The organism is Pseudorhodoplanes sp., assembly GCF_059499825.1.
In genome coordinates, this window is sequence record NZ_JCABZI010000005.1 from 397,455 (window position 1) to 416,051 (window position 18,597).

Annotated in this window: 19 protein-coding genes and 1 other RNA gene; 11 read left to right on the forward strand and 9 right to left on the reverse strand. The window is 64.7% G+C overall.

The features are described 5' to 3' along the window. Positions 1–78 precede the first annotated feature (78 nt). The 7 genes from AC5I5I_RS09065 to AC5I5I_RS09095 form a co-directional block, all read right to left on the reverse strand. Complete coding sequence (locus tag AC5I5I_RS09065) at positions 79–1,254, reverse strand: dienelactone hydrolase family protein (RefSeq protein WP_495972079.1); 1,176 nt, start codon at positions 1,252–1,254, stop codon at positions 79–81. Between the two features lie 65 nt (positions 1,255–1,319). Next, positions 1,320–2,507 carry an alpha/beta hydrolase family protein gene (locus AC5I5I_RS09070; RefSeq protein ID WP_495758308.1) on the reverse strand — a complete coding sequence of 396 codons (1,188 nt, stop codon included), beginning with the start codon at positions 2,505–2,507 and terminating at the stop codon, positions 1,320–1,322. A gap of 49 nt (positions 2,508–2,556) precedes the next feature. Beyond that, positions 2,557–3,381, reverse strand: coding sequence for a TIGR00282 family metallophosphoesterase (locus AC5I5I_RS09075; protein WP_495758309.1), 825 nt, complete (start codon positions 3,379–3,381; stop codon positions 2,557–2,559). Between the two features lie 12 nt (positions 3,382–3,393). Beyond that, positions 3,394–3,957 (reverse strand): 5-formyltetrahydrofolate cyclo-ligase, encoded by a 564-nt coding sequence (locus tag AC5I5I_RS09080; RefSeq protein WP_495972082.1) that lies wholly within the window; start codon positions 3,955–3,957, stop codon positions 3,394–3,396. Positions 3,958–3,989: 32 nt separating this feature from the next. Next, positions 3,990–4,148: non-coding RNA, 6S RNA (gene ssrS, locus AC5I5I_RS09085), on the reverse strand. Positions 4,149–4,256: 108 nt separating this feature from the next. After that, positions 4,257–4,646 carry a cell division protein ZapA gene (locus AC5I5I_RS09090; RefSeq protein ID WP_495972084.1) on the reverse strand — a complete coding sequence of 130 codons (390 nt, stop codon included), beginning with the start codon at positions 4,644–4,646 and terminating at the stop codon, positions 4,257–4,259. A gap of 39 nt (positions 4,647–4,685) precedes the next feature. After that, positions 4,686–4,967 carry a DUF4164 family protein gene (locus AC5I5I_RS09095; RefSeq protein WP_495972086.1) on the reverse strand — a complete coding sequence of 94 codons (282 nt, stop codon included), beginning with the start codon at positions 4,965–4,967 and terminating at the stop codon, positions 4,686–4,688. A gap of 216 nt (positions 4,968–5,183) precedes the next feature. On the opposite strand from AC5I5I_RS09095, the gene tkt reads away from it, so the two are divergent. The 8 genes from tkt (at position 5,184) to AC5I5I_RS09135 (ending at position 13,983) form a co-directional block, all read left to right on the forward strand. Beyond that, positions 5,184–7,172: a transketolase gene (gene tkt, locus AC5I5I_RS09100; RefSeq protein WP_495972088.1), complete on the forward strand. Its 1,989-nt coding sequence runs from the start codon at positions 5,184–5,186 to the stop codon at positions 7,170–7,172. 154 nt (positions 7,173–7,326) lie between these two features. Further along, entirely contained in the window at positions 7,327–8,334 is a 1,008-nt protein-coding gene (gene gap / locus AC5I5I_RS09105; protein ID WP_495972090.1) for a type I glyceraldehyde-3-phosphate dehydrogenase, read from the forward strand. Positions 8,335–8,455: 121 nt separating this feature from the next. Beyond that, positions 8,456–9,649 carry a phosphoglycerate kinase gene (locus tag AC5I5I_RS09110; protein ID WP_495972092.1) on the forward strand — a complete coding sequence of 398 codons (1,194 nt, stop codon included), beginning with the start codon at positions 8,456–8,458 and terminating at the stop codon, positions 9,647–9,649. A gap of 85 nt (positions 9,650–9,734) precedes the next feature. Continuing rightward, positions 9,735–10,760, forward strand: a complete 1,026-nt coding sequence (locus AC5I5I_RS09115; protein ID WP_495972094.1) for a class I fructose-bisphosphate aldolase — start codon at positions 9,735–9,737, stop codon at positions 10,758–10,760. 134 nt (positions 10,761–10,894) lie between these two features. Further along, a complete protein-coding gene (locus tag AC5I5I_RS09120) occupies positions 10,895–11,542 on the forward strand; it encodes a thiamine phosphate synthase (RefSeq protein ID WP_495972096.1) in 648 nt (215 codons plus the stop codon). Further along, positions 11,539–12,519, forward strand: coding sequence for a tetratricopeptide repeat protein (locus AC5I5I_RS09125; RefSeq protein ID WP_495972098.1), 981 nt, complete (start codon positions 11,539–11,541; stop codon positions 12,517–12,519). Before AC5I5I_RS09120 ends, AC5I5I_RS09125 begins: the two co-directional genes overlap by 4 nt. A 57-nt stretch (positions 12,520–12,576) precedes the next feature. After that, the gene (gene efp / locus AC5I5I_RS09130; RefSeq protein ID WP_495972100.1) at positions 12,577–13,143 is read left to right on the forward strand and encodes an elongation factor P; all 567 of its coding nucleotides are present in this window, start codon (positions 12,577–12,579) and stop codon (positions 13,141–13,143) included. 39 nt (positions 13,144–13,182) lie between these two features. Continuing rightward, complete coding sequence (locus AC5I5I_RS09135; RefSeq protein ID WP_495972102.1) at positions 13,183–13,983, forward strand: inositol monophosphatase family protein; 801 nt, start codon at positions 13,183–13,185, stop codon at positions 13,981–13,983. A 67-nt stretch (positions 13,984–14,050) separates the two neighbouring features. Here the strand turns inward: AC5I5I_RS09135 and AC5I5I_RS09140 are convergent, their stop codons facing one another. Continuing rightward, positions 14,051–15,076 carry an SAM-dependent methyltransferase gene (locus AC5I5I_RS09140; protein ID WP_495972104.1) on the reverse strand — a complete coding sequence of 342 codons (1,026 nt, stop codon included), beginning with the start codon at positions 15,074–15,076 and terminating at the stop codon, positions 14,051–14,053. 12 nt (positions 15,077–15,088) lie between these two features. Beyond that, a complete protein-coding gene (locus tag AC5I5I_RS09145) occupies positions 15,089–15,895 on the reverse strand; it encodes a DUF1295 domain-containing protein (RefSeq protein WP_495972106.1) in 807 nt (268 codons plus the stop codon). Positions 15,896–16,069: 174 nt separating this feature from the next. On the opposite strand from AC5I5I_RS09145, the gene AC5I5I_RS09150 reads away from it, so the two are divergent. From AC5I5I_RS09150 to AC5I5I_RS09160, 3 genes are read left to right on the forward strand one after another with little or no spacing between them, the layout of a single operon-like run. Further along, the gene (locus AC5I5I_RS09150; protein ID WP_495972108.1) at positions 16,070–17,047 is read left to right on the forward strand and encodes a flagellar motor protein MotA; all 978 of its coding nucleotides are present in this window, start codon (positions 16,070–16,072) and stop codon (positions 17,045–17,047) included. Positions 17,048–17,051: 4 nt separating this feature from the next. After that, a complete protein-coding gene (locus AC5I5I_RS09155; protein ID WP_495972110.1) occupies positions 17,052–18,074 on the forward strand; it encodes a peptidoglycan -binding protein in 1,023 nt (340 codons plus the stop codon). A gap of 37 nt (positions 18,075–18,111) precedes the next feature. Then, entirely contained in the window at positions 18,112–18,594 is a 483-nt protein-coding gene (locus AC5I5I_RS09160; protein WP_495972112.1) for a GNAT family N-acetyltransferase, read from the forward strand. Positions 18,595–18,597: the final 3 nt, after the last annotated feature.

Below are 18,597 nucleotides of genomic sequence, written 5' to 3' on the forward strand. Positions count from 1 at the left end.
CCGCAAACGCGAATGGGTCGCCGCGGGCACGCGCAAAGTCGCCACCTTCGTCTGCATGCCGCCGGGACGGATCATGCGTCAGGGCTGGTCGCGCCCATCCGCTTCGCGTCCGAGCCAGGCATCGTTCTCCATGACCACCCGGCAGGGCTCGGACGCCTTGTATTTCTGAGCGCAGGCTGCGAGCGCCGCCTTGCGCGCCCCTTCCAGGCTGGGAGCGCCGAATTGGGTGAAGTGGTGTTTGCCGTCCGGCGTCTGGACCATGACCTTGTAGGTCGGCGCCGCGACATAGCGGTCGACGAAGCCGCGTTGCCGGCTCTCGAGCTTCAGCAATTTCATCAGTTCGACGGCGCGATCGCGCCCTGCCGCCGGCAACCCATGGAAGCGGAGAAACGCATCCATCTCCATCAGCCATTGCAGCTTGCCGGCCGCCGCGGTGAACAGCGAATGGCCGTCATTGCCGAACTTTTCGTACATCACCAGCCTGACATCGCCGCCGCCATCGAGAAACGCCGACTGCATGCGCCCGACCAGTTCCGGCCCGAAGAAACTGTCGTTCTTCGCATAGATCCAGAGGTTCGGAACCCGGCTTACGCTTCCGAAATCCTTGTAGGCATTCACCAGCACGTCTTCCTTCGGGCAATCCGGCATCCGAAGACCGCCCGAGATGCTGATCACGCCCCGCAGATTGGGCGGATTGCGCGCGCCAAGCGCGACCACCGCGCCACCTCCCGCCGAAACGCCAATCGCGATCGCGCGGTCCGGGTCGACATCTGGCCGTTTCGACACGGCCGCGAGCGCTCCCTGCAAATCGTCGGCGTCGGCCGCGAAGCGGTCGGCGAAGCTCGTTGTGGCGCAGGATACCGACGCCGCCATCGGGCCGTCCGACTGCCCGAACCCGCGCCGCATCACCACCACCGCGAGCCAGCCCCGCCGCGCCAGGTCTCGCGCCGGTCCCGCATAATCGGCGGCCTTGCTACCGAGCATGTCAGACAAATGAGAGGACTTGCCGTGCGTGATGAGCGCGACCGGCAACCTCTCGGTGACGTCCGAACGCTTCATGATCAGAGCCTCGAGCCGGACGGAGCGGTTCTCGATGGTGGTCCGCAGGAAGGTCCGCTCGACCACGAACTCGTCGGACGCGGCCTGCGAGAACGACGGAACGGAACAAAAGCCGACGCACAGCACGCTCAACACGGCAGCGACGAGGCGCCGGAACGCAGGCAGCCGTGTCGGTATGGGGTCGTCAGCGCGCATTGGCTTGCATCTTGAACATCCCAGAATAGCGCTTTGGGTTTTGCGCGGCCAGCATCAACGGCGGCTTAACGGATGGTCTGCTCGGCCGGGCCGGCAGCAACCCGCTCGGGCGCCGTCGGACCGACCCAGGTATCGTTTTCCATAATAACCGTGCAAGGTCCGGCGGTCTTGTTGCGGGACTGGCAATTCTCAAGTGCCGCGTTGCGCGCGATCTCCAGGGTCGAGGCGCCGAACTGCGTCATGTAGTTCTGGCCGTCCGGCGTCTGCACCATGGCCTTGAAGGTCGGCGCGGCGAGATATTGATCGACGAAGCCACGGCTGCGTTCGCTGAGCTTCAGACGTTTCATCAAATCGTCGGCGCGGTCGCGCTTGGTCGCCGGCAGATCGTGGAAGGCGAGGAAGGCGTCCATCTCCATCAGCCACTTCGCACGACCCGCGGCCTCCGCGAAAATTTGATGCCCGTCGTTGCCGTGCTTGTCGAACATCACGAGCTTCACGTCGCCGCCGCCATCGAGATAGGCCGATTGCATGCGCTCGACCAAAGGCGCGCCGAACAGGCTGTCGTTCTTCGCATAGACCCAGATGCTGGGGACACGGCTCGCCGCGCCATAATCCTTGAATGCATTCACGAGCACGTCTTCCTTAGGGCAGTCCGGCGTCTGAAGGCCGCCTGAGACATTGATGACGCCGCGCAGGTTTTTCGGATTGCGGGCGGCCAGCGCCATCACCGCAGCACCGCCGGCCGACACGCCGATGGCGATCGCGCGCTCGGGATCGGCATCCGGACGTTTCGCGGCGACCTCCAGCGCGCCGTGCAGGTCGTCCGCATCGGCGTTGAAGAAATCGGAGAAGGTCTTGGTGTCGCAAGTCATGGTGACCGGCATCGGGCCATCGGATTGTCCGAAACCCCGCCGCATTACCACCACCGACAGATAGCCGCGCCGCGCAAGGTCGCGCGCATAGGGCCCGTAGTCACTTGCGCGCAGCGCCAGCATGTCGGCGAGATTCGCAGACTTGCCATGGGTGATGAGCGCGATCGGCAGCGGACCGGTGAGGTCGGCGCGCTTGACGACGAAGCCTTCGAGCCGGACGGCCTTGCCGTTGATGGTGGTTCGGAAAAAGGTTTTCTCGCTCACGAATTCGTCGGCGCTGACTGGCGTTTGCGCCTGCGCGGTTGCAGCGACGGTGAGCAGGCAGCCCGACAGAAGGGCGCCGGCAATATTGCGGCTGAAGCTCTGGCAAAGATTGCGCATGGCGGCGCATCTCCGTGCGCCGCGTCCCGATCCCTGACCGGGGGCCGGATTACGCCTGCCAGAAGCGCGGCACGGCTTCTTCCAAGCGCGCGCCAAGCCGGACAGCGGCCACCCCTGTGGCCAGTCCGGATCGATCGTCGGTCTCGATCGCAAGGCCGCACAGGGTCGCCGGACCCGTTGCGGCTTCGAACTTGGTCGCAGGAATTCGTCGCAGGAAGCGCGACAGAGGTTCGTCCTTGACCATGCCGATCACGGAATCGTAGTCGCCGGTCATGCCGGCATCGGACTGGAAGGCGGTCCCGCCCTGCAGGATCTGATAGTCCGCGGTCGGCACATGGGTATGGGTGCCGATCACCGCCGAGACCCGGCCGTCGAGATGGTGGCCCATGGCCTGCTTCTCGCTGGTCGCCTCGCCGTGGAAGTCGACGACGATCGCATCGGCGTCGCGCTTGAGCTGGCAGGCTTCCAGTTCGCGATCGATCGCGGCGAACGGATCGTCGAGCGGATCCATGAAAATCCGCGCCATGGCATTGATGACCAGCACGCGCGCGCCGTTCTTTGCCTCGATCATGGTGGCGCCGCGGCCCGGGGTCCCCTGCGGATAGTTGATTGGCCGGACCAGTCGTGGACTGCGCTCGATGAAGACAAGTGCTTCGCGCTGGTCCCAGGAGTGGTTTCCGAGCGTCACCACATCGACACCGGCATCGATGAATTCACGATAAATCGTTTCGGTGATGCCGAAACCGCCGGCAGAATTCTCGCCGTTCAAAACCACCAGATCGAGAGCCCAGTCGGCGATCAGGCCGGGCAGCCGCTGCTGAACGATGGTGCGCCCGGAGCGGCCGACGACGTCACCAATAAACAGTATGCGCAACCGCGAAACTCCCTAACGGATCTCGATTGTTTCCGTTTCCGTTAGCACAAGGTCGAGCGGCTGGTCGAACGGCGTCGCCGGAACCTTGCCGACCTCCTGCGCAGCGAACGCAAGCCCGATCGCTGTCACCGGCTTCATCGCGCGGACACGGGCGATGGTCCTGTCATAATAGCCGGCGCCGTAGCCGATGCGGTGGCCGGAGCGGTCGAAGGCTGCGAGCGGGACCAGCATGATATCGGGGAAGACCTCCCGCGCATCAGGCTTCGGCTCGCGGATGCCCCACACGCCGGACGCAAGCTCATCGCCGAACGCCCAAGCGCGCATGATCAGCGGGTTACCGCGCTTCGGTGTCACCGGCAGAGCCAGACGTGCGCCCGCATCGGCCAGCTTGCGCATCAGCGGCACCGGATTGAACTCGCTCTTCATCGGCGAATAGCCGGACACGATCATGCCGGGCGAAACGAGGACCGGAAACGGGCGCTGCGTGACCGCGTCCACGGCCGCCGCACGCGCCGCGGGCGGCATGGCATCGCGCTGCGCGAGAGCGGATTGCCGGAGCGTTGCTTTGTCTTCCACGAACAACGCCAGAACACCATCGACAGAGAGAGTGCGGAGCCACGATGGCCGTCGGAATTTTCGACCCCGGGAACCTACAAAAGTAGGTGGGCGCCATATAACCGGATCCACGGACCCGGCCAGGGACAGCTCCCTTCAGGATCGTAAGGCCCCGGGAGTATGATGTTTCCAGTCGCACCCCGCAGCCCCGCCCCGACAATGTAGTGTGCGTGAGGCCGGACCGCCAGCAGGTTCGTGACACGCGGCGCCGCTTGCCCGTTTACCTCCCCGGCGGCGCGCGTCGGCATGCCGCGAGCGGTTTACCCTATCGCCACGCCGGGGTTCGCCTGCACCGACTGGTTGATCTGGCGGGTAATGTCCTCGATCCGCTCGGCCGCAAGATTGAGCGCCGCGACCACCGTGGCCTGGGATTGCTGGCTGCGCTCGGCCGCCACCACGCGGGCATCCTGTAGCGCGGCGATCTCTTCCTCCAGCCTGCGGATGCGGCGCCCGGTCTCCGCCAGTTCGTCTGCAACCGTCAGCGCTGCCATCACGGTGAGCCGTTGATCGCCAATCTCGCCATGCGCGCCGCGCAATTGTTCGATGCGCGAGTCGATCTCTTCGGCGAGCTGGGTCACGTGGTCTTCCTGCCCATCCTCACAGCCCATCCGGTAGTGGCGGCCGTTGATCGTGACATTCACCTGGGCCATCGCATCGTCTCCTTGACGCGTTCTTCCCGCGCAAGCGCGCTAGCGGTCGTGCTCATCGAGCAGCTTTTGGATCGTCCCCATCGCCACATCGATACGGCGCGCCACCTCGCGATTGGTATCTTCGAGCTTGCGCCCATGAGCGGCGACATTGTCGAGCTCGGCGGCCAGTCGCGCGCGATCGATGCCGAGCGCATGAAGCTGCATCGCCACCGCATCGCCGCCGGTTTCGGCCTCGCGTTTGCGCGCCACGGCGGCCTGCAGCGCATCCAGCGCCTGCGCGAGCCTGCGGGCGGCAGCGTCGATGGCGCTCGGGTCAGTCATGTCACGCAGCACTCACTGGGTCAAAAACTGTTGCGACACAAGGCGTTAAGGCGATGAGCCTAAATTGACGCTTCAACGGCGTCAATGTTGCTAACCGGTCATCCCCATCATCCTCGCGCGGAGGACAAATGTCCGGCGGGAGGGGTGTTACGCTGGACTCCACGGGCCTGCCTGACTATGCCCGCCCCAGCACCGCACGCTTTCCGGATTTTCCCCATGTCCCGCGACCAACACGACCGCATGGCCAACGCGATCCGCGCGCTGGCAATGGATGCCGTAGAACAGGCCAAGTCCGGTCATCCCGGCTTGCCGATGGGCGCCGCCGACATTGCGACCGTGCTGTTCACGCAATTCCTGAAATTCGATCCGTCCGATCCGAAATGGCCCGATCGCGACCGCTTCGTGCTGTCGGCCGGGCATGGCTCGATGCTGATCTATGCGCTCCTGTACCTGACGGGCTACGAGGCAATGACGGTCGAGGAACTGAAGAACTTCCGCAAGCTGAACTCCAAGACGCCAGGCCATCCGGAAAACTTCATCACGCCGGGCGTGGAGACGACCACCGGGCCGCTCGGCCAGGGCATTGCCAATGCGGTGGGCATGGCGATCGCGGAACGTCATCTCAACGCGGTCTTCGGCGATGTCGTTAATCACCGCACCTATGTGCTCGCCTCCGATGGCGATTTGATGGAAGGCATCAGCCAGGAAGCAATCGCGCTTGCCGGTCATCTGAAACTCAACCGGCTGATCGTGCTGTTCGACGACAACGGCATCACCATCGACGGCAAGCTGTCGCTGTCGGATTCCGTTGATCAGGTGAAGCGCTTCGAATCCGCCGGCTGGATTGCCGAACGCATCGACGGGCACGACCCGGTAGCGATCGCCGCCGCTCTCAAAAAGGCGCAGGGCGCCGATCGCCCGACCATGATCGCCTGCAAGACCACGATCGGCTTCGGCGCGCCGAACAAGGCTGGCAGCGAGAAGTCGCACGGCTCGCCGCTCGGTGCCGACGAGATCAAGGGCGCGCGCGAAAAGCTCGGCTGGACCCACGAGCCTTTCGTGGTGCCGGACGATGTGCTGAAGCCCTGGCGCGAGGCCGGACAGCGCTCGAAAGAGGCGCGCAAGGCCTGGGACAAAAAGCTGGGCGCGCTCGCGTCCGAGACTCGCGCCGAATTCAACCGGCGCATGACAGGTGAACTGCCGAAGGCGCTCGCCGATGCCGTGCAGAAAGTGAAGCGGACGCTCGCCGAAGTTCCGAAGGACATCGCCACCCGCGCGTCGTCGGAATTCGCGCTTGAAGGCCTGGTGCCGGCGGTGCCGGAAATGATCGGCGGTTCGGCCGATCTGACCGGCTCAAACAACACCCGCACCAAGTCGATGAAGGCGATCAGCGCATCGGACTTCTCCGGCCGCTTCATCAATTACGGCATCCGCGAACACGCCATGGCCGCGGCGATGAACGGCATGACGCTGCATGGCGGCATCATCCCCTATTCCGGGACCTTTCTGGTGTTCTCCGATTATTGCCGCCCGGCCATTCGCCTCGCCGCGCTGATGGGCGAGCGCGTCATCCACGTCATGACCCATGACTCCATCGGCCTGGGCGAGGACGGCCCGACCCATCAACCGGTCGAACATCTCGCGGCATTGCGCGCGATCCCGAACCTGAATGTGTTCCGGCCCTGCGACGCGGTCGAGGCGATCGAATGCTGGGAGCTGGCGCTGCGCGCCGCCGAGACGCCAAGCGTGCTGGCGCTCACCCGCCAGAACCTGCCGCAGCTCCGGACGTCCTACATCACCGAGAACCTTTGCGCCGGTGGCGCCTACGAAATCCTCCCCGCCGAGGGCGACAATGTCGATGTGTCGATCTTCGCCTCGGGTTCGGAGGTCGCGATCGCTGTCGAGGCCGCGCAATTGCTGAACCGGCAGGGCAAGCCCGCCCGCGTGGTGTCGGTGCCCTGTCTCGAATTGTTTCTGGCTTTGCCGCCGGAGAAGCGCCACCCGGTGATCGGCGGCGCCGAGGTTAATGTCGCGGTCGAGGCCGGCATCCGTCAGGGCTGGGACGCGATCATCGGCTCGGACGGCGTCTTCGTCGGCATGTCCTCATTCGGCGCCAGCGCGCCCTACAAGGACCTCTACAGCCATTTCGGCATCACGCCGGAGGCGATCGCCGCGGCGGCTCTGGCGAAGTTCCGGCCGCGATAACCGTACCGGCGCTTTTTGCCGCGTTGCGGCAACAGCAACCCTGCCCACGAGTTGAGTTGGTGCGGAATCCCGTTATAGGAAAGCCGCAAGTGCGCGGCCGCTGATTTCCGCCGGGCCGCGCCTCGAAACCAATCAGCCGGGAGCTTGGAAAACCATGACGGTACGGGTCGCCATCAACGGGTTTGGCCGCATTGGCCGCAACGTCCTGCGGGCGATCGCCGAGTCCGGCCGCAAGGACATCGAGGTGGTGGGGATCAACGATCTCGGACCGGTCGAGACCAATGCGCATCTGCTCCGCTTCGACTCGGTGCATGGCCGCTTCCCGGGCGAAGTGACCGTCAAGGGCGACACCATCTCGGTCGGCAACGGCGCGATCAAGGTCACGGCGATCAAGGACCCCTCAACCCTTCCCTGGAAGGATCTCGGCGTCGACATCGCGATGGAATGCACCGGCATCTTCACCGCCAAGGACAAGGCTTCGGCGCATCTGACCGCCGGCGCCAAGCGCGTGCTGGTGTCCGCCCCCGCCGACGGCGCCGATCTCACCGTGGTCTATGGCGTCAACCACGACAAGCTGACCAAGAACCATCTCGTCGTCTCGAATGCATCCTGCACCACCAACTGCCTCGCACCGGTGGCGAAGGTGCTGAACGACGCCGTCGGGATCGAGAAGGGCATGATGACCACGATCCATGCCTATACCGGCGACCAGCCGACGCTCGACACCATGCACAAGGATCTTTACCGGGGCCGCGCCGCCGCGCTGTCGATGATCCCGACTTCGACCGGCGCCGCCAAGGCGGTCGGTCTCGTGCTTCCCGAACTCAACGGCAAGCTCGACGGCTTCGCCATGCGCGTGCCCACTCCGAACGTCTCGGTGGTCGACCTGAAATTCATGGCGAAGAAGAGCACCAGCAAGGACGAGATCAACGACGCGATCAAGCGCGCGTCCGAGCAGCAGCTCAAGGGTATCCTTGGCTACACCACGAGCCCGAACGTTTCGATCGACTTCAACCACGATCCGCATTCCTCGGTCTTCCACATGGACCAGACCAAGGTGATGGACGGCACGCTGGTGTCGGTCCTGTCCTGGTATGACAACGAATGGGGCTTCTCCAACCGCATGTCCGACACGGCCGTGGCGATGGGGAAGCTGATCTGATCAATCCGTCATCCTGAGGCGCGCGCGAAGCGCGCCTCGAAGGACGACGGCCCGGCTGTCCCTTCGAGGCTCGACGCTGCGCGTCTCGCACCTCAGGGTGACGAGCAAGAGTAGCGCCCGAATGTCCAAATTCCGCACCCTCGACACCGCCGACCTGAACGACAAGCGCGTCCTGCTTCGCGTCGATCTCAACGTGCCGATGGAGAACGGCAAGATCACCGACGCGACCCGCATCGAACGCGTCGTGCCGACGATCACCGAAATCGCAGACAAGGGCGGCAAGGTCATAATCCTCGCGCATTTTGGCCGTCCGAAGGGACGCGACGAGAAGGACTCGCTGCGCCCGGTCGCCGCCGCTCTCTCGAAGATCATCAACAAGCCGGTCGAATTCGCCGACGACTGCATCGGCGCGGACGCGAAAACTGCCGTCGATGCGATGAAAGCAGGCGATATTCTCGTTCTCGAAAACACCCGCTTCCACAAGGAAGAGGAAAAGAACGATCCCGGCTTCGTTCAGGCGCTGGCTCACCTCGGCGATATCTATGTCAACGACGCCTTCTCCGCTGCGCATCGCGCGCATGCCTCGACGGAGGGCCTCGGCCACAAGCTGCCCGCCTATGCCGGCCGCACCATGCAGGCCGAACTCGACGCGCTGACCAAGGCCCTCGTCGCGCCGGCCAAGCCGGTGATCGCCATCGTCGGCGGCGCCAAGGTCTCGACCAAGATCGACCTGCTCGAAAATCTGGTCGGCCGGGTCGACGGGCTGGTGATCGGCGGCGGCATGGCCAACACTTTCCTGCATGCGCAAGGTGTCAAGATCGGCAAGTCGCTGGCCGAGCGCGATCTCGCCGATACCGCGCGCCGCATCATGGACAAGGCCGAAGCGGCCAAATGCGCGATCATCCTGCCGGTCGACGCTGTCGTCGCCTACAAGTTCGAAGCGAACGCCCCGTCGCAGGCCTATGGCCTCGACGCCATCCCCGATGACGGCATGATCCTCGATATCGGTCCGCTGTCCATCGAGCGCGTGAACCGCGCCATCGACGACGCGCGCACCCTGCTCTGGAACGGCCCGCTCGGCGCGTTCGAACTTGCGCCGTTCGACCGCGGCACGGTTGCGGCAGCGCGTCACGCCGCGGAACGAACCCGGGCCGGCAAACTTGTCTCGATCGCCGGCGGCGGCGACACCGTGGCGGCGCTCAACCACGCCGGGGTCGCGGACGACTTCAGCTACATTTCCACAGCCGGTGGCGCCTTTCTCGAATTCTGCGAGGGGAAATCGCTGCCGGGGGTCGAAGTATTAAGGGCAAAATAGCCCTGCCTCTTTTCCGCTCGCCCGGAGAGGATGTAAAAGACCGTCGAATTCTGCCGGTTTTTCCGGCCTGCGAACGGAGCAACCGATGAACCTCGCTGAACTGAACAAGGTCGCCGAAGCCATGGTCGCGCCCGGCAAGGGCATCCTGGCGGCCGACGAATCCACCGGCACCATCAAGAAGCGCTTCGACGCGATCGGCACCGAAAACACCGAGGACAATCGCCGCGACTATCGCGAGCTGATGTTCCGTACGTCGGAAGCGATGTCGAAGCACATTTCCGGCGTCATCCTCTACGACGAGACCATCTGGCAGAAGGCCAAGGACGGCACGCCGCTGGTCGATCTCATCAAGAAGGCCGGCGCCATTCCTGGCATCAAGGTCGACGAGGGCACCAAGCCGCTGCCCAATTGCCCCGGCGAACTCGTCACCGTTGGTCTTGACCGGCTCGCGGACCGGCTCGCGAAATACTACGAGCAGGGCGCGCGCTTCGCGAAATGGCGCGCGGTGATCGACATCGGCGAAGGCATTCCGAGCTACGCCTGTATCAGCGCCAACGCGCATGCGCTCGCGCGCTATGCGGCGCTCTGCCAGGACGCGCAGATCGTGCCGATCGTGGAGCCGGAAGTGCTGATGGACGGCAGCCACGATATCGATCGCTGCTACGAGGTGACCGAGTTCGTGCTGAAGGAGACCTTCCAGCAGCTCTATTATCAGAAAGTGGCACTGGAAGGCATCGTGCTGAAGCCGAACATGGCGGTGCCGGGCAAGAAGAGTGCGAAGAAGGCCTCGGTGCAGGAGGTCGCGGAAAAGACCGTGAAGCTCCTGAAGAATTGCGTGCCGGGCGCGGTGCCAGGCATCGCCTTCCTGTCCGGAGGCCAGTCTGACGAGGAAGCGACCGCCCATCTCGACGCCATGAACAAGATTGGCGGCTTGCCGTGGAAGCTCACCTTCTCCTACGGCCGGGCGCTGCAGGCCGCGCCGCAGAAGGCCTGGAGCGGCAAGACGGAGAATGTCGCGGCGGCGCAGCGCGCCTTCACTCATCGCGCGATGATGAACGGCCTCGCCTCGCTCGGTCAGTGGAAGCAGGATCTGGAAAAGAAGGCAGCATAGCGTAATGTCCGCTCCTCCTCGCGGACGCGGAAATCCGGCCGATTGCGCCGGATTTGCCGCTTTCGCGGGGATGAACGAGGTTGCGACGCTCCCCGTCAAACTGCCGCCCGATTGCGGTCACATCGGGTAACCGGATGGCACCGCCCCGACCAACCGAGCTCAGGCGCCCTCGGCCGCGCCTCTATCTGGTCACGCCGGCCGCGGCCGATGCCGCGCAGCTCCGGCTCGACCTGCTCGGCGCGCTCGATTCCGCCGATATCGCAGCCGTGCTGATGCGGCTTCCCGACGAGGATGAGCGCTCGCTGATCAACCGCGTGAAGGAGATCGGCCCCGTCGTGCAGCGGGCCGAGGCGGCCCTGATCCTCGACGGCCATCCGCGGATTGTCGCCCGCAGCGGCGCGGACGGCGCGCACCTGAACGGGCTTGCCGCATTCCAGGATGCCGCGGCAGCGCTGAAGCCCGACCGGATCGCGGGCATTGGTGGTCTAGAAACCCGACATGACGCCATGATCGCGGCGGAGCACGGCGCCGACTATGTGATGTTTGGCGACAATGAGCGGCCATCGCTCGATGCGCTGATCGAGCGCGTCACCTGGTGGGCCGATCTCTTCGAGGTGCCCTGCGTCGCCTATGCCACCGCGCTCGAGGAGATTGCGCCGCTGGTCGATGCGGGTGCCGACTTTATCGCCGTGGGCGATGCGGTGTTCTCGGACCCACGCGGCGTGGCCGCCGCGGTCGCGGAGGCCTCTGCGCGCCTGTCAGTCGCGGAGGTCGCGACGTGAAGGCGCCGATCCACATCGTACTCGCAATCTCGTTGTCGCTCCTGGCTGTCCCGGCTCACGCGGCGGCAAAGAAGGCCAACCCGTCGCCGCCCCTGCCCGAGCCGGCTCCGAATGCCGCCCCGCAGGATCCGGGCGACGTGGCCTATGCCCAGTTTCAGCGCGGCTATTACCTGTCCGCTATGGCGGAGGCGCAGAAGCGGGTCGAAGCCAACGGCGACCCCAAGGCCATGACGCTGATCGGCGTCCTGTATGGCGGCGGGCTCGGCGTCGGGCAGGACGATGCGAAGGCGGTCGAGTGGTACGGCAAGGCTGCCGAACGCGGCGACCGCGAAGCGATGTTTTCGCTGGCGATGATGCGGCTGGCTGGCCGCGGCGGCCCCAGGGACCGCGACGCGGCGGCAAAGCTGTTCGCAAGCGCCGCCAAGCTCGGACAGGCGAACGCGGCCTATAATCTCGGCCTGTTCTATCTCGAAGGCATGCAGTTTCCGCGCGACTTCGCCCGCGCCGCCGAGCTGTTTCGTCAGGCTGCGGCGGCCGGCAATCGCGAGGCCCAATACGCCCTCGCCACGATGCACAAGGAAGGCCGCGGCGTTCCGAAGGACGACAAGGAAGCGACCCGCCTGCTCTCGCTCGCGGCGCTGGCCGACCACCTCGATGCCCAGGTCGAATTCGCGATCGCCCTGCATAACGGCACGGGCATCACCAAGGACGAGGCCACCGCCGCCCAATTGCTGCGCAAGGCGGCCCGGCGCGGCGCTCCGGTGGCCCAGAACCGGCTGGCACGTATCCTCGCCACCGGACGCGGCCTGCCGGAGGACCCCAAGGAAGCCGTCAAATGGCACATCGTGTCCAAGGCGGCCGGCGCCAGCGATCCATGGCTGGACGAGTACATGGCCAAGCAATCCGACGAGGTCCGTGCCGCGGCGCGGAAGGAGGCCGACCCCTGGCTGTTCATCATCGCCAATTCACGCTCTTGACGGCGGCCAAGCCGACGGGCACATGGCGCCGATATTCCTGAAATCACGGAACGCCTCATGGCCAAGATCAATGGCAACGAAATCCGTCCTGGCTATGTCATCGAGTACCAGGACACGCTCTGGGTCGCTGTCAAAACCATGGCGGTCAAGCCCGGCAAGGGCCCGGCCTATAACCAGGTCGAACTGAAAAACCTGATCGACGGACGCAAGCTCAACAACCGGTTCGGCTCCGACGAACGGGTCGAGCGCGCGCGCCTCGAGCAGAAGGATTTCCAGTTCCTGTACCGCGAAGGCGAGAGCCTCGTCTTCATGGACAACGACTCCTACGAGCAGACCGAACTGCACGAGGATTTCGTCGGCGAGCGCGCCGCCTTCCTGCAGGACGGCATGACGGTGACGCTCGAACTGCACGACGAGCGCCCGATCAGCATCAAGCTGCCCGACTACGTCACGCTCGAGATCGTCGAAGCCGATCCCGTTGTCAAAGGGCAGACCGCATCCTCATCCTACAAGCCGGCCAAACTCGAAAATGGCCTGCGCGTTATGGTGCCGCCCTTCATCACCGCGGGTGAGAAGATCGTGGTCGACACCAACGAAGTCACCTACGTTCGCCGGGCGGATTGAGTTTTATCCCTCCCCCATCGGGCGGGATAAGGAAGCATCATGCAACACTCCGCGCTCCTCAACGTGATGATGAAAGCCGCCCGCAAGGCCGCGCGGCAGCTCAATCGCGATTTCGGCGAAGTCGAAAAGCTGCAGGTCTCGGTCAAGGGACCGGCGAATTTCGTCACCGCTGCCGACCGCAAGGCCGAACAGACGCTGCGCGACGAATTGATGACCGCGCGCCCGGGCTACAGCTTTGTCGGCGAGGAAGGCGGACGCATCGACGGTCCGGACAAGAGCCATACCTGGTACGTCGACCCGCTCGACGGCACCACCAACTTCCTGCACGGCATTCCGCATTTCGCGATCTCGATCGGGCTCGAGCGCGAAGGCACGATGGTCGCCGCGCTGGTCTACAATCCGGTCTCCGACGAAATGTTCGTTGCCGAACGGGGCAAGGGCGCATTCGTGAACGATCAGCGCCTGCGCGTCGCCGGGCGCCGCACGATGGAGGACGCGGTGGTCGCGTGCGGGCTGCCACATCGCGGACGCGGCGGCCTCGCGGAATTCCGCACCGAATTCGCCGCCGTACAGGAGCAGGTCGCGGGCCTGCGCCGCTTCGGCTCGGCCGCGCTCGACCTCGCCTATATCGCGGCCGGCCGCTTCGACATCTACTGGGAACGCAATCTCCAGTCCTGGGACATGGCGGCAGGCATCCTGCTGGTGCGCGAAGCCGGCGGCTATGTCACCGATTGCGACGGCCATGACGCGATGTTTGCCAAGGGCAATATCGTCGCCGGCAACGAGACGCTGCTGAAGGACTTGCTGACGCTGCTGAAGAAGTCGGCGACCGTAGGCTGAGCTTGGAGCCCTTTCGAGCGCAGTGGGTACCGGTTCGCGTCAAGAAAACGCGTCAACGCTCCAAGGTTCAGACCGCCCGCATCCGGTAATGGCTGACGCCCCATTCCTTGCCGCCCGCATGGCCGAACATACCAGCCGTGGCGAGGAAGAAGATGCGCCAGCGCTTCGCCCAAAGCGCTGAATCCTGGCCGTAGACGGTTCGCAGAACCGGCTCGATCTCGCCCCGCCTCGCGTCGAAATTCGAAAGCCAGTCCAGCGCCGTGCGCTCGTAATGCGTGCCGTCCCAGAGCCAGTCCTGTTCGACCTCGAACAGATCGGAAAAATGCCGCGGAAGATTGTGGCTCGGCATGATGCCGCCGGTGAAGAAATACTGCGCGATCCAGTCGGCCTCGTCGGACACTTCGTACCGGTAAGGCACACGGCGGTGACTGAACACATGCATGAAGAAACGGCCGTCCGGCTTCATCCATGAGCGCACGCGCTCGAACAGCGAGCGCCAATTCGACATGTGCTCGAACATTTCGACCGAGACCACGCGGTCGAAAGTCTGTTCCGGCGAAAACGCGTTCATGTCGCAGGTCACGACCCGCAGATTGCGGATCTGACGCAACTGCGCCTCGGCCTCGATGAATTCGCGCTGCGACTGCGAATTCGAAACCGCGGTGATCCGCGCCTTCGGATAAAGCTGCGCCATGAACAGCGACAGCGAGCCCCAGCCGCAGCCGAGTTCGAGAATGTCCTGGCCGTCGTGCAGGTCGGCATGTTCGACGGTCAGCTGCAGCGCGCGTTCCTCGGCATCGGCCAGCGTCGCGGTCTTGCTGTCGTAATAGCAGCAGGAATATTTGCGATGCGGTCCCAATACGAGGCCGAAGAAATCCGCCGGCACTTCGTAATGCTGCGCGTTTGCTTCCTGCGTGTTGATTGCGATCGGGCGTGCCGCCATCTCGCGTGCAAACAGACGCTCCGCATCCGCATCGCTGCGCGACAACGACCGCGCCGTCCGGCCGCACAGAAAGTCGATGCCGGCGCGAGTCAGCGGGTCCGGCACCGGAACCCGCTCGACAATCCTGGATGCTGCGGAAATCAGCCCCATGCGGCCCTCCCCTCACGATCTCGGCGGTGACAGAAAGAACAGGCTGGTGCGGCGCTGGTAATCGGCGAAGGCGGCGCCCCGCGTGCGCTCCATATGTGCCTCCAGATGAGGCACACCGGTCGCGTAACGCAGCACCCAATACATGACCGCCGGACCCATCAGTGCGAGCCAGCCGTAGAGATAGCCGCCGGACAGATCGATCGCGATCACCGGCCAGGCCAGCCAACCGAACCATTGAAAGAAGTAGTTCGGATGCCGCGACCATGCCCACAGGCCGCTGTCGAGGATCTTTCCGCGGTTGGCGGGATCGGCCTTGAACCGCCGCAACTGACCGTCGGCCAGCGCCTCGCCGATCACGGCGATCAGGACGATGGCGATGCCGATATAGTCCTGCACACGCATCGTCGGCGCCGGATTCTTGGCGGCCAGATAGACCGAGAGCGCCAGCGGCACGGAGCCGAAGGCCTGCTGCTGCAGGAAGAAAAACATGCGGCGCGGCGCAGCCTCCCCCCAGTCCGCCGCAAGCTTGGCGTAGCGCGGATCGTCGGAAATCTTGGTGGTGCGCGCGGCGATATACATGCCCAGCCGCGCGGCCCACAGCGCCACCAGCACCGCGACCACCATCTCGCGTGGCGGAAAATTGTGCGGTGGCAGCATCAGCGCGGCGCCGATCCCCACCAGCCCGAGCCCGAAGGTCCAGACCGTGTCCACCCATCCGGAATTGCCGGTCCGCTGACGAATCAGCCAGGCGCCCGACATGATCACCGACAGCGCCAGCGCAATCACCGCGACCGAAAGAATGAACAATGCGAATGTCATAATGGAACCGTAAGGCCTTCCGCGCGTCGTTTTTGGGCCCGATCTTCCCGAGATACGGGCCGGATTTCAAACCGTTTCAGTCGTCACCACGCCGATCCGGCGCCCAGCAGGTTCTATTTCGCCGCGCCTGTGCCATATTGAAGGCACGCTTTGTCATTGAAAGGCTTGCCAGCGATGGCTCGCAAATACGATCCCAACAAGCTCTCCTCCCCCCGCATTTTTCTTGTGCGGATGCTGGTATTTCTGGTGCTCTGCGCGCTGGTCGGGGTGGTTCTGTACCGGCAGATCCTCGGTGCCTTCATGGCCAATCCGGGCCTGAACGGACTGATAATCGGCGTGCTGGTGATCGGCATCCTGCTGTCGTTCCGGCAGGTGCTGCGGCTGTTTCCCGAGGTTGCCTGGGTCAACAGCTTCCGGCTGGCCGATCCGGGGATAGCGGTCGAGCGGCCCCCGACCTTGCTGGCGCCGATGGCGGCGCTGCTCGGCGACCGGCTTGGCCGCATGGCAATCTCGACCCAGATGATGCGCGGCATCCTCGATTCGATCGCCATGAGGCTCGACGAGGCCCGCGACCTGTCGCGCTACCTGACCGGCCTGCTCATCTTCCTCGGCCTGCTCGGCACCTTCTGGGGCCTGATCGAGACCGTCGGTTCGGTCGGCAAGGTGGTGGATACGCTGAAGCCCGGAGGCGACTCGGCCTCGGTGTTCGAAACCTTGCGCGAGGGACTTGCGGCGCCGCTCGGCGGCATGGGCATCGCGTTCTCGTCCTCGCTGTTCGGTCTCGCCGGCTCGCTCATCCTCGGCTTCCTCGACCTGCAGATGAGCCAGGCGCAGAACCGCTTCTACACCAACCTCGAAGACTGGCTGTCGACCACGGTGCACGACATCAGCGTCGAGCCCATGTCTGCCGGATCGGCGCCGGTGTCGGGCGACATGAAAGCCGTGATGGAGCGGCTGCGCGAGACCGTGTCGGAGGGCGGCGGCAACAAGGCCGCGACCGCCGCCATGGCAAACCTCGCCGAGGCGATCCAGGGCCTCGTGCATCACATGCGCACCGAGCAGCAGATGATCCGCGACTGGGCGGATTCGCAGGCCGAGCAGAACCAGGAAATCCGCAAGGTGCTGGAAGTGCTGGCACGCGAAAAGACTTGACGTCATGGCACTGTCGCGTGGCCGCAGGGATCGCGGCGTCGATTACTGGCCAGGCTTTGTCGACGCATTGTCGACGCTTCTGCTCGGCATCATCTTCCTGCTGTCGATCTTCGCCGTGGTGCAGTTCTATCTCTCCCAGGAGGTGACGGGAAAGGACACGGCGCTGCAGCGGCTGACCGCGCAGATTGCCCAGCTTACCGACCTGCTGGCGCTGGAGCGGTCGGGCCGGGCGGACCTCGAAGCGCTTCTCGGCACGGTCAAATCGAATCTGTCTGCAACCGAACAGGAGCGCGACCGGCTGCGAGGGCTGGCCGAGGGCGCGGGCGGAGCGGCCGCCGCGCAGGGCCGGGCGAACGAACTCGCCGCCGCTCTCGACCTCGAGAAGCAGAGCGTGGCGCGGGCGCTGGCGCAGGTGGAAATCCTGAACCAGCAGATCGCGGCGTTGCGCCGCCAGCTCGGTGCGATCGAGGCGGCGCTCGAAGTTGCGGAGAAGCGCGATCGCGATTCCCAGAGCAAGATCGCCGATCTCGGCCAGCGGCTGAACCTTGCGCTGGCGCAACGCGTGCAGGAATTGCAGCGCTATCGCTCCGACTTCTTCGGCCGGCTGCGGCAAATCCTCGGCAGCCGTCCTGACGTGCGGATCGTCGGCGATCGTTTCGTTTTTCAGTCGGAGGTGTTCTTCGATCCGGGTCAGGCGGTCTTGAAGCCGGAAGGCCGCACGGAAATCGACAAGATCGCCACCGCTTTGATCGAGCTGGAAAAGCAGATTCCGCCCGACATTCCCTGGGTGATGCGGGTGGACGGCCATACCGACATCCGGCCGATCGCCAATGTGCAATTCCCCTCCAACTGGGAGCTGTCGTCGGCGCGCGCGATCGCGGTCGTGCAGTACATGATTTCGCGCGGCATCTCGCCGCAGCGCCTGGTCGCCGCCGGCTTCGGTGAATTCCAGCCGCTCGATGCGGACAAGACCGAAGAGGCGTTTCGCCGCAACCGCAGGATTGAGCTCAAACTGACCGAGCGCTAACGTCGTCCGCTGAAATAAATGGGGGGACGGACGATCCATGCCGCACCAGACGGTCAAGCTGCGGCCCTATCAGCCGGCCGACGAACAACCGGCTCTGGCGCTCTGGCAACGCAGCTGGCAGCAGACATATCCGCAGATCGACTTCTCCCAGCGCGTGGACTGGTTTCGCGAACACTGGGCCGACCTCACGCAGGATTCAAAAGTCGTGATCGCCGAATACGACGCGGCGCCGGACCATCTGGCCGGCTTCGTCGCGGTGTCGCAGCGCACCGGCTATCTCGACCAGATCGCCGTCGCGCCCGAAGTGCAGCATCTCGGCGTCGGCAAGGCGCTGATCGACGCGGCCAAGCATATCGGGCGTGAAGGCCTCTATCTGCACGTCAACAAGGACAATGTGCGCGCGCTCGAATTCTACCAGAAATGCGGTTTCGTCATCGCGGGCGAAGACGTGAACCGCAGGTCCGGCGCGCCGGTCTACATGATGACGTGGCGGCCGGGTCAGGATTTTCCGGAGCCCTGACCG